The sequence below is a fragment of the Bacillus sp. FSL E2-8900 genome, assembly GCF_037966225.1.
Taxonomy (GTDB): domain Bacteria; phylum Bacillota; class Bacilli; order Bacillales; family Bacillaceae_G; genus Bacillus_A; species Bacillus_A cereus.
Genome location: NZ_CP150193.1, coordinates 470,874 through 483,704 on the forward strand (window position 1 = coordinate 470,874; position 12,831 = coordinate 483,704).

Genomic DNA, 12,831 nt, shown 5'->3' on the forward strand with positions numbered 1-12,831 from the left:
CAGGTATGTATACTTGTACGATTTTTTAGTGAACTATTTCAGAGTTAAATAGAAACAACTGAAATAGTTCTTTATTTTTCTATGTCTTTCGTTTTAGTTCCATTAATTTCTCTTTTGCTAATTCAACAGCAATCGCATCATCTAAATAGCCAATTGGAAAGAGATAGTCGGGAATAATATCTGTCGATAAAATGAAATACAGTAATGCGCCACCAAGAACTGCACGCTCTTCTTTTGGAATCGTTTCATTGCAAAATTGTTGATACATATCTGTTAATTGTTCAATGAAAGGGCCAGCACTATCAATTTGTTCTAACTTGCTCGCGAAACTTTCATGAATGCGCTTTTCACCTTCTGTTGTTTGAGCATATCGTTCATAGTTTTCAAGTTCTTGTTTTACGCGGGTTGTTGTGTAGTCGAAATCGAATAAGTTAGAGGATTGCAGAGTTTGCTGAATTGTATCAAGAGATGTGTACATATCCGTCTTTTCTTTATTAATGTGAGGAGAATCAGGATACATTTCATCAAATAACAATTGGGGTGGAACTTGTAGACATTCTGCGAATTTTTGTAGGTGTTTTTGTTTTGGCGGTTGTTTACCATTCATAATTCTTGAGATTGTTGCGGGATCAATATTTGTAAGCATTCCGAGTTGGCGCATAGATAAGGCACGTTCTTTTAAAAGTTTTTTTATTAATCTACTAAGCCGCTCATTTGGATTTTCTTTAGGCATAGCGAAGGCACTCCTTTTTATTGTTGAAAAAATGTTGAGCATTTATTACATGTATATGAAACAGACAGGCACAGTTGCTCAACATTTTCATAAGATGCATGGAAAAGTGAGGAAAAGGGGTGGCTATTTATGAGTACGGCAGGTCTATTTTCAATTTTTTTAATCGGGATTGCTTCTAATTTAGATAATGCAGGTGTTGGGATTGCATATGGCATTCGTAAAATTAGAATTTCGTGGTTCAACAATTTTATCATCGCATTTTTGGGGTTTTTATTTACTTTATTAGCTGGATTTTTTGGGAACTGGATTGCGTTATTTATTTCAGAGTTTACAGCAAACCTGATTGGAGCGATAGTTTTAGGGATAATCGGGGTGTTTATTTTGTGCCAGCCTTTCTTGGGGCAAAGAAATACCGTAGGCTCTAAAGATGGTAATGTACTTATGGGAATTTTACGTGATCCAGAAAAAGCAGATTTTGATGGTTCTAAAACAATTAGTTTTTCAGAAGCAATTGTATTAGGGATTGCGTTGTCTATTAATAATATTGCAGGTGGATTTGATGCTGGGATAACAAATTTAAATCTTTGGCTTACAGCGACTATTTCTGGGGTGTTTAGTTTTATTTGTATTAGTGGTTTTGCGTATGTAGGAAAACGATTTTTAGCAGAATACTTAGGGAAATGGGCGACAATTATCGCAGGAGTATTATTAATTCTTATTGGGATCGATCAGTTGTTGTAAGGAGAGTAGAAAACAAGGTTCGAGTATTTCCTTGGAAATACAGCAAGGGATTGCATATATCGACGTACTTTTCTCCATACTAATACGGATTTCTTTTAAGAAAGGGGGATTTGTATGGGACGCGGGAAAGCATTTGATCATAAGAAAAAAGGGCATGATCATCAACCACCTAAAGGTGCGTTCATTCATAAAGATGTAAATGAACATACTTTGGAAGAGGAAGAGCTACCAGTAAATATTGAGGCGTATAAAAATAGTTTAAAAAAACATTAAAAGCACCTACATAGGTGCTTTTTTACCGTATATCTTCAATTAATTGTTCCGATTCTTCATGCATACTGTACTCACTTAATACTTGAATGCAAAGCCATTTTAATTCCTCAATCGTATGCTCAAGTTCTTCAGGAAGCACGTGATAAATGTCTTCAAGTCCCATCCCGAAATGAATAAGTTCAAGTACTTGATCATCGATGTTCCGATCCATTAATAATTCAAGTACTTCTAAATTGAATATGTATCGGTGAGCTTCGTCGAGTGAAACAACTTTTAACTTCAAGCTTTCTACAATACTCAATATAAAAAGAAGGATTGTTTTTTCAAGAACAGGTTGTTTTCCCATTTGAAATATTAGTTTCATCTTTCACACCTCCACATATAGCGCTAGGTTGTACTATATTATTCAGGAGGGGGGAACAAATATGCATGATATAGAGAAACTTTCAGCACTGTTTTTATAAGAAGATTGATAACTGACAAAAGTGAGGTTTTGGCGAAATAAAAAATCCTGCTAGTATAGCAGGATAACTCGCGATTAAAAAATGCTCCAACCTTCTTGAGCAGAAAGAAGTTCAAGAATTTTAAAACCAGCAATACTATTTCCGTTTGCATCTAAAGCTGGTCCGAAAATACCGATTCCCATGTCTCCTTTTACGCAGCCAAAAATACCACCGGCTACACCGCTTTTTGCAGGAATACCAACACGAATTGCAAATTCACCAGATTCGTTATACATACCACATGTGACCATAAATGTTTTGCAAATTTTTGTAATATGTTTAGGGATGATTTGTTTCTTTTTATATGGATCATATCCATCCATTGCAAAAATTAAGCCGATACGTGCTAAATCGATGCAGTTTACTTCAACTGCGCATTGACGAGTATATAAATCCATAAGTTCTTCAATATCACAATCGATAATTCCGTTTTGTTTCATATAATAACAAAGTGAACGGTTTAGATAAGCTGTCTCTAGTTCTGAATCGGCAACTTTAGAGGAATAATTAATAGTAGGATTATCTGTTATTTCACGTACAAAGTGAAGAATACGTTCCATTTTTTCCTCGTTATCTTTTCCTGCTAACATGCTTGTAATAGCTAATGCTCCTGCATTTATCATGGGATTAAGGGGTTTGGACGGACTTGTTGTTTCTAACTTAATAATAGAATTAAATGGATCACCCGTTGGTTCCATTCCAACTTTAGAAAATACATATTCTTCACCACGGTCTAAAAGGGCAAGGGCAAGTGTAATTACTTTGGAAATACTTTGAAGAGTAAATAGTGTTTGTGAGTTGCCTGCATGGATATATTCTGTTTCTTTATGGAAAATGGCAATCCCTAAATCGTCTGGATTTGCATTTCCTAGTTCGGGGATATAAGTAGCAAGTTTTCCTTTTTTCGTATATGGTTTTACTTGTTCTAACAACTGTTGTAAGTTGTTTGTTTCAATGCACTGCATAGTACCAACGCTCCTATTTTGAATTAACTAAGTTTACTTTTCCCGATATGCTCGGAAATAAATAATAACATGAAAAAGTGGAATGATAAAACGAAAGTTCAATGTGATATAATAGGTCCTTCGTTTCGAGTATTCTGTATTTTAAAAAGGAGAATTTTCCTTTTATATAACAGTTTGGAAATAGGAGATTTATCCATAAAAAGTTCAGAAATAAAAACTACACATCTATACAACTATATGTTATTATGGTTATGTAATAGAAAGCGTTTTCTAAAGCGTACTTATAATGATAACGATTTCATAAATTTAATTAGGGGGAATTAAAATGTTGCAGTTTTTACAACGTATTGGTAAAGCTTTAATGCTTCCGATCGCAGTACTACCAGCAGCAGGATTATTGCTTCGTTTAGGGCAACCAGATGTATTTGATATTCCTGTTATGGCACAGGCCGGCGCAGCAGTTTTTGATAACTTAGCACTTATTTTTGCAATTGGTATTGCAATCGGTCTTTCAGTGGATGGTAGTGGTGCAGCAGGTCTTGCAGGTGCAATTGGTTATCTTGTTATGAAAAATAGTATTGATGCACTTAGCAAAGGGTATTCAACTGCTGAATTACAAGGTAAATTAGGTAAAGTCCAAGATTTAATAGGTAATAGCGCAAATGTAGATCCATCTAAGCTTGCAGATACAATGACACAAGTATCTAAGGCTGCTGAATTATCGACTAAAGTAGATATGAAAGTTTTAGGTGGTATTATTGTTGGTGTTATAGCAGGACTTCTTTATAATAAATTCCATAAGATTAAACTTCCAGAATGGTTAGGTTTCTTTGCTGGAAAACGTTTCGTTCCAATTGTTACATCAGTTGTGATGCTGATATTAGGAATTCTATTTGCACAAATTTGGCCAACAATTCAAAATGGTATTGATGCATTAGCTCATGGAATTGTTAATTTAGGTGCAATTGGTTCAGGATTATTTGGTTTATTAAACCGTTTATTAATCCCAATTGGTTTACACCACGTAATGAACACATACTTCTGGTTTGTATTTGGGGACTTTACAAATGCAGCAGGTAATGTTGTTAATGGTGATATTGCTCGTTTCCTTGCAGGTGACAAAACAGCAGGTATGTTTATGACTGGTTTCTTCCCAGTTATGATGTTCGGTTTACCAGCAGCATGTTTCGCAATGATTGCAGCTGCTAAACCAGAAAAGCGTAAAGCAGTTACTGGTATGTTAGCTGGTCTAGCATTAACTTCATTCTTAACTGGTATTACAGAGCCTATTGAATTCTCATTCATGTTCTTATCACCAGTATTATATGGTATTCATGCTGTACTAACAGGTCTTTCTTTATTCATTACAACATCACTTGGCATTCATGATGGTTTCTCATTTAGTGCCGGTGCAATCGATTATGCTTTAAACTTCGGTATTGCAACAAAACCAGTCTTACTAGCAGGTATCGGTTTAATTTACGCAGCAATTTATTTCATAGTATTCTACTTCTTAATTAAGAAGTTCGATTTAAAAACTCCTGGTCGTGAAGATGACGATGAGTTAGTTGAAGATGGTGATGCACCAGTTGCAGGTTCAATTGGTGAAACTTACGTAGCAGCTTTAGGCGGAAAAGAAAACTTAACAGTTATTGATAACTGTGCAACACGTCTACGCTTACAAGTAAAAGATGCTGGTCAAGTAAATGAAGCAGCATTAAAACGTGCTGGTGCAAAAGGTGTTATGAAATTAAGTAATACTAGTGTACAAGTTATCGTAGGTACAAATGTTGAATCTGTTGCCGATGATATGAAAAAACACGTATAAATAATGAGATAAGAGGATGTCCAAAAAGATTGATAACATCAATTTTTTAGAGGATATCCTCTTTTTTTTGTTAATAATTTAACGGGAATCTTACTTTTGTAAATTTTCTTTTTCTTTTTTGTACATATAGGTTGGTAATATGTGCAGTGCGTGATAAAGTAGGGATGATATAGAATGGATTATCCATAATCTACTAAAACGAATCTTTAGTAGACGAATTAAATTATTGGTGAGTAAGGGGAAAAAAGCAATTATGGATCAGGAAAAAAATAATGCGAATGGGAAAGAACATCGGCCGATTGTATACATAAAAAGAACAATCATTCTCGTCTTACTATTATCACTTGTATATTTCATGTATACAAAAATTGTTGCGCATAATAAGAAAGAAGAAACTTTAAAAGCGGCAGCAGAAATGAAGAAACAAGAAGAGTTAAAAAAGAAAGAAGAAAAAAAGAAACAAGAAGTACAGAAGCAAAAACAAAAAGAGCAGGAAGAACAAATGAAGCAAGCGCAAGCAGCGGAGAAACCTGCTGAAGGACCACCTCAAGAAATTAATGAAAACGCTCAATTGGACCAGTATTTACAAAACGCAGGATTTAGCGGGACAGCTGTTATTGTGAAGAACGGAAAAGTTCTTCTGAATAAAGGGTATGGTATGGCAAATAAAGAGCAGCAAGTACCGAATAATTCAGAGACGACTTTTTATATTGGTTCTATTTCAAAGGCGTTTGTAGCAACTGCTATTATGCAATTGAAAGATCAAAATAAATTACAAGTAGAAGATACTGTTGCGAAGTATATTCCAGATTTTCCACAAGGTAATAATATTCAGCTAAAACATCTATTAACACATACATCAGGGATTCCCGAATATGAGCAGGGAAAAGAAGATATTTCTCATGAAGAACTGATAAAGCGGATAGGAAATCAAAAGCGTATTGGTGGTCCAGGAGAGAAGTGGAAGTATTCTGATTCGAACTACTCTATACTTGCTTATATTGCAGAGAAGGTAAGTGGGCAGTCACTCGAAGAATATATTAAACAACATATTTTTGCCACTGCCGGTATGAAACATTCTGGCTTTGGCACAGCGTTAGAACAAACAAGATTCCCATCAACGGGTTATAAAATAGTAAATAATAATATGACAACACCTAATATTCCAAGCATGTCACAACTATATGGTTGTGGTGATATATACACAAGTGCGCATGATTTATATTTATTTAACGAAGCACTATTCTCTGGAAAATTAATTTCAAAAGAGAGTTACGATCAAATGTTTACGGGTGGAAAAAAGGATTACGGGTTTGGATGGTACGTAGACCCAGGAAGCTATTCGAATCATGGTGTAATGCCAGGTTGGAATTGCTTAAACGGATTTAGTAAAAATGGTAGTGTATATGTTGTTTTATTATCTAACATTCAAAATAATATTAAATCATTTGGTAAAGTGAATAATGACATTTATTCGATATTGCGGAATATTGAAGTGTAAGAAACTATCCTGTTGGATAGTTTTTTTTTATGCTCTGAAACAAATATTTCTTTTAGAAAATGTATGTCTTACCTATCACAAAAATATCCATTTTGTATACATTAAGATGTATGGATGTAAAATTTTATAATCTAAAAATAATAGGAGGAGAAGTGTATGTGTCTGTTCAGAAAATATTGGCATAAATTATCAAGATTGTTTAATAGACAATTAGATTATTTTTTAGATAATAAGTTATTGCCTGCTGTGGAAAGACTTTTATTTTCACAAAACTTCGCGAGATTTATTCAAAGAAACTCTAAGCAAGCTACGGAAGAAGTTATTGAATCAAGTAGATTTCAATCTATTATTTGTAACATTTTAAAAGAATGCAATACATCACCTTTTAAAGAAATTGCAAAGCAGTATTTAGGTAAAAACGTAGAAATTACGGTGACAGTTGGACAATTAACAGGTGTTATTGTAGCAGTTGGTGATGACTTCTTAACATTGCAAGAAGGAATAGGAACTGAAGTTTTATTACCATTTACAAGTATTATATCAATTAAAGAAGCGTAAGAAAGGAGAGTTATATATGTTATTTACTGATGAATTACGTAACCATGTTGGAGAACTAGTGCAAGTTGTGACAGCTGTAGAAATCATTGTAGGCGTTCTTTTATCTGTGACGGATGGGGCAGTAATTGTTCGTACTTCTCCTTCTTATGGACCACCAGAAGATGTAGTTGTGCGTATTCCTATTATTGCTTATGTTCGCTTGGAAGGGTAAGAGTGATACAAGTATGAGAGTGTCAGTTGTTATTCCAGTGCATAATGAAGCAAGTACTTTATCAAAAGTTTTAGTAGAGGTAAGAAAGCTCGAACCATATGAAGTTATCATAGTAGATAATGGATCGACAGATGGGACGAAGGAAATAGCATTACAGCATAATTGCCGTGTGATTTATTATAGATATTCTCTTGGTAATGATGTGGGACGGGCAATTGGTGCTAGAGAAGCAAAAGGCGAGATTGTTTTGTTTTTAGATGGTGATATCGTCATGAAAAGTGAAGAATTATACAATTTTATTAAAGGAATACGACAAGGACATGAGATTGTTTTAAATAATTTAACATGGTCCGTTTACTTGAAGATGAGACCGCATTATACGACGGTTGGAAAATATATGTTAAATCGTTATTTGAACAAGAAAGAGTTTGTTGTAGGATCTTTAATTGCAATACCACATGCGATAAGTCGTAAAGTGATTGAAAAACTGGGGTGGTGGAATTTAGCAGATCCAGCATTATTTCAAGCGATGGCGATGTCTAGAGGAGTAGATATTTCTGATATGGCTTCAGTTGATGTCATCTACACAAATAAAGTTCGTCCTGTGCATACTGGTACATCACCTGGCTCTCCTTATCCGAAAGCGACTAGTCGTATTATGGGTGATCATTTGCGAGCTTTACAATACGTAATCGAAACATATGGTAAACGCGGTGGTTTTTCAGAGGACAATAGAGATAGAGAGTTTGTAGGAAAGTATAAACCAGTTTTATTACAAAAGAATAAAGCGAAATATAGTGCCATTATCCCAGTATCAGAAGAGAAAATGACCATAAGATCTGTTATAAAAGAAGTGAAAGAAGCAGGTGTAGATGAAATTATAGTTGTCGCGAATGGAGCAGATGTTGAGACTGTTAAACAGGCAAAGCTAGAGAATGTTATTGTTGTTGAATTGACGAAGGCGCTTGGACATAATGTAGCACGAGCAATAGGTGCCATGCATGCTACGGCAGATATTTGTTTATTCGTTGATAGTGATCTTGTTATTCCAGCAAAAAAACTCACTCTATTTTTACATGCTGTTGAAGATGGAAATGACGTGGTGTTAAATGATTTACAATGCTTATTAGATATGTTTCATCCAGCAGATCCAATTAGTATGGGAAAATACTTTGTGAATTTGATAGCGAAACGACCAGATTTATGGAATAACTCACTAACTGCTGTACCACATGCCATTCATAAGAAGGTAATAGAGAAAATAGGATATGATTCCCTTATCATTCCGCCATTAGCACAAGTGAAAGCTATTTTAGAAGGATTCTCTATTACAACAGTAGAGTTAGTAGATGTTATAAAAACAAATCGAGTACGTCCAGAGCAACACGAATTTGTAAATGGGCGTATTTCAGCGTTTGATCGTATTTTCGGTGATCAACTTGAAGCGGTTGCGTATTTATTACAATGTACGGACGAACGTGGTGGTTTTACAGATGGAGATAGAGATAGAGATGTAATTCAAAAATTGAGAAGGGAAGAAGAGAATACAAATGAATAGTAGTAAAGTAGCTATTATTGGGCTAGGGTATGTTGGCCTTCCTTTAGCGGTACATTTTGCAGAAAGAGGGCATACAGTACTTGGATTAGATAAAGATATTAGAAAAATAGACTCAATTATAAAAGGAGAAAGTTATATTCCGGATGTTTCTTCTAAAGAGTTACAAAGTTTATTGACGAAAAAAAAATTAACAGTAAATACACCGGATCAAGGCATTGCTGATTTTCAAAATAGTGATTATGTTATTGTCACTGTCCCGACTCCAATTAATGAACAAAGAGAACCAGACTTAAGTGCCCTCATTTCAGCTTCGCATTATATACAACAAAACCTTCAAAAAGGACAAACCTTCATTTTTGAAAGCTCCACATATCCAGGTACACTTGAAGAAGTCATCCTACCTATTATTTCTCAAAATGGTAAAAAGGTAGGGGAAGATTTCTATATCGGATATTCCCCTGAGAGAATTGATCCAGCAAATAGTCAATATTCAGTTCAAGCTATTCCAAAAGTTATTAGTGGACAAACAGAAAAGTGTAAACAAAAGGTACAGGATTTATATAGTACCATTTTTGACGAAGTTGTACCTGTTAGCTCTCCGAAAGTAGCAGAGATGTGCAAGCTATTTGAAAATATTCAGCGCTTAGTTAACATTTCTTTAGTAAATGAACTAAACACACTATGTGAAAGTTTAGGCATTGATTTTTATGAGGCCATTGAAGCGGCATCTACAAAACCATTTGGGTTTACTCCGTATTGGCCAGGGCCAGGGATAGGGGGACACTGTATTCCCGTAGACCCTTTATATTTTCAATGGAGAATAAAAAAGAATGGAGCAATTAGTCAATTAATTGAGGCTGCACATATAATTAATGAAGAAATGCCAGAGAAAATGGTCCGGAAAGTAAAAAGTGTGGTGCAATTACCTGCAACGGTGTTAATTGTAGGGATTGCGTATAAAAAAGATGTAAATGATTTGAGAGAATCACCAGCGTTACCGATTATTCAATTATTAAGAAATCAAGGATACGAGATAGAATATCATGATCCTTATATTTCTTCCGCGGAAATTGGAGATAAGGTGTACCAATCTGTTTCTTTAGATGAAGAAAAAGTTAAAAAAGCGGATTGTATTTTAATTTTAACGGATCATTCTAATATTGATTGGAAGCTTTTTAAAGGAATAGACCGAGTAATAGATACACGCGGGATTGTAAAGAAGGTGAGTAAATGAGTAAGAAATGTTTAATTACAGGTGGAGCCGGATTTATCGGGTCACATTTAGCTGAAGAGTTGATGAGAAGAGGTTATGAGGTCACTGTTGTGGATAACTTTTATAAAGGTAAAAATAAGTACCATAAAGAGTTAATGAAAGAAATCCGTGTTATTCCAATAAGTGTTTTAGATAAAAATTCTATTTATGAATTAGTAGATCAGCATGATGTCGTGTTTCATTTAGCAGCAATTTTAGGTGTGAAAACAACAATGGAAAAAAGTATAGAGCTCATAGAAACGAATTTTGATGGGACGAGAAATATTTTACAAGCAGCGCTAAAAGGAAAGAAGAAAGTAGTTTTTGCTTCTACTTCAGAAGTATATGGTAAGGCCAAGCCGCCTTTCTCTGAAGAGGGAGATCGATTGTACGGGGCAACTTCTAAAATTCGTTGGAGTTATGCGGTTTGTAAAACGTTAGAAGAAACATTATGTTTAGGATACGCATTAGAAGGCTTACCGGTAACGATTGTTCGATATTTTAATATTTATGGTCCAAGAGCGAAAGATGGTCCGTATGCAGGAGTAATTCCGCGATTTATCCGTGCGGCACTGCAAGGAGAAGACATTCTCGTATATGGAGATGGAAAGCAGACACGTTGTTTTACGTATGTGAGTGATGCGGTAGAAGCAACAATTCGGGCAATGGATGAGAAGGTAAATGGTGAGATTATTAATATAGGTTCTGAGAATGAACAGAGTATAAAAGAAGTAGCAGAAGTAATTAAAAAATTAACGAATTCTTCTTCGAAGATTGTACAAGTGCCTTTTGAAGAAGTATATCCTCATGGTTTTGAAGAAATTCCAAATAGAAGACCAGATGTAACAAAATTAAAAGAGCTTGTTCAATTTCAGGCGAAAGTAACGTGGGAAAACGGATTGAAGGAAACAATTAAGTGGTTTCGTGAACAAAACAATGGCTAAGTCATTATCTGTTATTATTCCTGCATGTAATGAGGTCGATACGATTTCAGACGTTATTCAATCGGTAAGACCATTAAATCCAGTAGAAATCATTGTAGTAGCAAACGGTTGTAATGATGGAACAGAAGATGTTGCAGATCGTTTAGGGTGTAAAGTAATCAAGCATACAGAGCTACTAGGGAACGATGTTGGACGTGCAGTCGGCGCAAAACATGCGATAGGTGATGTATTACTATTTATAGATGGTGATTTTGCTATTCCAACTTCAAAATTAAAATTATTCCTTAATCCGATTTTATACGATCAGGCAGATGTAGTTTTAAATAATTTGGATGCATTATTTTTAAAAAGGCAAAAAACCACTTCTATTACAGTATGGCGCCAAATATTAAATGCAATGTTAGAGCGTGAAGAATTAAAAATGAATTCTTTATTAGATGTACCTCATGCGCTGACGAAAGAAGTCGTTCAAAGCATCGGATATGAATGTTTTGTTAATCCTATTGTGGCTCATTTACACCTAGTTCAAAGTAAATGGAGAATTAGTCGTCATTGTGCCATTGACGTTATTACGCCGAATAAATTTCGTCCATTCCAGCATGCTGCATATGGGCCAAATCTTTCCCAATCTGAAAAAAGAATGATAGGTGATCATATAGAAGCAGTAGCAGAACGGATATTAAGCAGTGATGAGCGCGGAGGATATTATGATGGAAATAGGAAAAGGGATAGTGTCTATCATACTTTAAGTTTTGAAGAGTTTTATCAAGGGTGGGGTGTTACATCTGATTTGTATAAAGGAAAGCAACTATCGGTTGTTATTCCCGTACAAGATGAAGAGAAAACAATTGGAAACGTTATAGAAGAGCTTCGCAAAATTGAACCTTTCGAAATTATCGTTGTCGTAAATGGTTCGTCAGATAAAACGAAAAAAATTGCAAAAGACAAAGGGGCAACGACAATTGTATATAAAGAAGCACTCGGAAATGATGTGGGGCGCTCACTTGGAACGTATTTTGCAAAAGGAGAAATTGTGTTATTTATAGATGGCGATTTTGTTATTCCAGCGAGTGAGCTGTATCCTTTTGCGAAAGCTATTGCAGATGGAACAGATGTTGCATTAAATGATCTAAATCATTATTTAGATTTAAGAGTACCGCTTCATCTTGTAACTGCATTTAAATATGCATTAAATTTAGCTTGTGATAGAAAAGATCTAGGCGTAGGCTCTCTTATCGCTGTACCGAATGCGTTTAGCCGTAAGTGTTTGAAAGAAATTGGGTATAGATCTTTACTGGCGCCGTGTGTAGCCCAAGTGAAAGCTATTCTTTTAGGATTTGAAGTTGCATGTGTAAGTCGTGTTGAGGTCGATAAGATGAACCGTATTCGTCCCAGTGAACATTTTGCTAAAATAGGTCATCCACCAGCTGTACTTCGAATTATAGGTGATCATATAGAAGGACTAGATCAAATAATTGCATTAACAGACAATCGTGGCGGATTCTATGATGGCAATAGAAAAAGAGATGTTTTATAGAAGTAACAAAAAAAGTGTACAACATGTGTACACTTTTTTGTTCTGTTATAAAAACTATAACAGATTAGGAGATAAGAGTATTACAGCTCTACAATGGGTATTGTTCTTATATTACAAAATAGGACTCGTATATAAGGATACCAAAAAAATACAATTAAGGAAAGGGTTAATTTTAAAGACTTTTAAATGAAGTTAACACTATATATATAGTAGTTTGCTCAACATTT

General features: G+C 34.9%; 14 protein-coding genes and 1 pseudogene. 12 read left to right on the forward strand and 3 right to left on the reverse strand.

The features are described from left to right. Positions 1–79: 79 nt before the first annotated feature. Positions 80–733: a helix-turn-helix domain-containing protein gene (locus tag NST90_RS02410; RefSeq protein WP_001123718.1), complete on the reverse strand. Its 654-nt coding sequence runs from the start codon at positions 731–733 to the stop codon at positions 80–82. A gap of 129 nt (positions 734–862) precedes the next feature. On the opposite strand from NST90_RS02410, the gene ytaF reads away from it, so the two are divergent. Next, positions 863–1,474, forward strand: a complete 612-nt coding sequence (gene ytaF, locus NST90_RS02415) for a sporulation membrane protein YtaF (protein WP_016121798.1) — start codon at positions 863–865, stop codon at positions 1,472–1,474. Positions 1,475–1,588: 114 nt separating this feature from the next. Beyond that, complete coding sequence (locus NST90_RS02420) at positions 1,589–1,747, forward strand: hypothetical protein (protein WP_000532409.1); 159 nt, start codon at positions 1,589–1,591, stop codon at positions 1,745–1,747. 22 nt (positions 1,748–1,769) lie between these two features. Here the strand turns inward: NST90_RS02420 and NST90_RS02425 are convergent, their stop codons facing one another. Next, positions 1,770–2,111: a DUF3969 family protein gene (locus NST90_RS02425; protein ID WP_000766604.1), complete on the reverse strand. Its 342-nt coding sequence runs from the start codon at positions 2,109–2,111 to the stop codon at positions 1,770–1,772. A gap of 174 nt (positions 2,112–2,285) precedes the next feature. Then, entirely contained in the window at positions 2,286–3,215 is a 930-nt protein-coding gene (glsA, locus tag NST90_RS02430) for a glutaminase A (protein WP_001149850.1), read from the reverse strand. Positions 3,216–3,284: 69 nt separating this feature from the next. On the opposite strand from glsA, the pseudogene NST90_RS02435 reads away from it, so the two are divergent. From NST90_RS02435 to NST90_RS02480, 10 genes and pseudogenes are all read left to right on the forward strand, one after another. Then, positions 3,285–3,399, forward strand: a pseudogene (locus NST90_RS02435) (transcriptional regulator). Positions 3,400–3,540: 141 nt separating this feature from the next. Then, positions 3,541–5,043: an N-acetylglucosamine-specific PTS transporter subunit IIBC gene (gene nagE, locus NST90_RS02440; RefSeq protein ID WP_000938900.1), complete on the forward strand. Its 1,503-nt coding sequence runs from the start codon at positions 3,541–3,543 to the stop codon at positions 5,041–5,043. Positions 5,044–5,296: 253 nt separating this feature from the next. Beyond that, on the forward strand, positions 5,297–6,544 hold the full coding sequence (locus NST90_RS02445; protein ID WP_000371827.1) for a serine hydrolase domain-containing protein: 1,248 nt from the start codon (positions 5,297–5,299) through the stop codon (positions 6,542–6,544). A gap of 156 nt (positions 6,545–6,700) precedes the next feature. Beyond that, positions 6,701–7,102 carry a hypothetical protein gene (locus NST90_RS02450; protein ID WP_000335531.1) on the forward strand — a complete coding sequence of 134 codons (402 nt, stop codon included), beginning with the start codon at positions 6,701–6,703 and terminating at the stop codon, positions 7,100–7,102. A 16-nt stretch (positions 7,103–7,118) separates the two neighbouring features. Continuing rightward, the gene (locus tag NST90_RS02455; protein WP_000899470.1) at positions 7,119–7,313 is read left to right on the forward strand and encodes a hypothetical protein; all 195 of its coding nucleotides are present in this window, start codon (positions 7,119–7,121) and stop codon (positions 7,311–7,313) included. Positions 7,314–7,326: 13 nt separating this feature from the next. After that, on the forward strand, positions 7,327–8,871 hold the full coding sequence (locus tag NST90_RS02460; protein WP_025710262.1) for a glycosyltransferase family 2 protein: 1,545 nt from the start codon (positions 7,327–7,329) through the stop codon (positions 8,869–8,871). Continuing rightward, positions 8,864–10,105 (forward strand): nucleotide sugar dehydrogenase, encoded by a 1,242-nt coding sequence (locus NST90_RS02465; RefSeq protein WP_001088924.1) that lies wholly within the window; start codon positions 8,864–8,866, stop codon positions 10,103–10,105. Before NST90_RS02460 ends, NST90_RS02465 begins: the two co-directional genes overlap by 8 nt. Beyond that, positions 10,102–11,067 (forward strand): SDR family NAD(P)-dependent oxidoreductase, encoded by a 966-nt coding sequence (locus tag NST90_RS02470; protein WP_000037018.1) that lies wholly within the window; start codon positions 10,102–10,104, stop codon positions 11,065–11,067. Before NST90_RS02465 ends, NST90_RS02470 begins: the two co-directional genes overlap by 4 nt. Next, positions 11,060–12,604 (forward strand): glycosyltransferase, encoded by a 1,545-nt coding sequence (locus NST90_RS02475; RefSeq protein WP_025710263.1) that lies wholly within the window; start codon positions 11,060–11,062, stop codon positions 12,602–12,604. Before NST90_RS02470 ends, NST90_RS02475 begins: the two co-directional genes overlap by 8 nt. Beyond that, positions 12,573–12,794: a hypothetical protein gene (locus NST90_RS02480; RefSeq protein WP_002094217.1), complete on the forward strand. Its 222-nt coding sequence runs from the start codon at positions 12,573–12,575 to the stop codon at positions 12,792–12,794. Before NST90_RS02475 ends, NST90_RS02480 begins: the two co-directional genes overlap by 32 nt. Positions 12,795–12,831 lie beyond the last annotated feature (37 nt).

Excerpts from the sequence above, each read along its gene's own strand:
- NST90_RS02410 (WP_001123718.1), bottom strand. The coding sequence starts at position 733 with ATGCCTAAAGAAAATCCAAATGAGCGGCTTAGTAGATTAATAAAAAAA.
- ytaF (WP_016121798.1), top strand. The coding sequence starts at position 863 with ATGAGTACGGCAGGTCTATTTTCAATTTTTTTAATCGGGATTGCTTCT.
- NST90_RS02420 (WP_000532409.1), top strand. The coding sequence starts at position 1,589 with ATGGGACGCGGGAAAGCATTTGATCATAAGAAAAAAGGGCATGATCAT.
- NST90_RS02425 (WP_000766604.1), bottom strand. The coding sequence starts at position 2,111 with ATGAAACTAATATTTCAAATGGGAAAACAACCTGTTCTTGAAAAAACA.
- glsA (WP_001149850.1), bottom strand. The coding sequence starts at position 3,215 with ATGCAGTGCATTGAAACAAACAACTTACAACAGTTGTTAGAACAAGTA.
- nagE (WP_000938900.1), top strand. The coding sequence starts at position 3,541 with ATGTTGCAGTTTTTACAACGTATTGGTAAAGCTTTAATGCTTCCGATC.
- NST90_RS02445 (WP_000371827.1), top strand. The coding sequence starts at position 5,297 with ATGGATCAGGAAAAAAATAATGCGAATGGGAAAGAACATCGGCCGATT.
- NST90_RS02450 (WP_000335531.1), top strand. The coding sequence starts at position 6,701 with ATGTGTCTGTTCAGAAAATATTGGCATAAATTATCAAGATTGTTTAAT.
- NST90_RS02455 (WP_000899470.1), top strand. The coding sequence starts at position 7,119 with ATGTTATTTACTGATGAATTACGTAACCATGTTGGAGAACTAGTGCAA.
- NST90_RS02460 (WP_025710262.1), top strand. The coding sequence starts at position 7,327 with ATGAGAGTGTCAGTTGTTATTCCAGTGCATAATGAAGCAAGTACTTTA.
- NST90_RS02465 (WP_001088924.1), top strand. The coding sequence starts at position 8,864 with ATGAATAGTAGTAAAGTAGCTATTATTGGGCTAGGGTATGTTGGCCTT.
- NST90_RS02470 (WP_000037018.1), top strand. The coding sequence starts at position 10,102 with ATGAGTAAGAAATGTTTAATTACAGGTGGAGCCGGATTTATCGGGTCA.
- NST90_RS02475 (WP_025710263.1), top strand. The coding sequence starts at position 11,060 with ATGGCTAAGTCATTATCTGTTATTATTCCTGCATGTAATGAGGTCGAT.
- NST90_RS02480 (WP_002094217.1), top strand. The coding sequence starts at position 12,573 with ATGATGGCAATAGAAAAAGAGATGTTTTATAGAAGTAACAAAAAAAGT.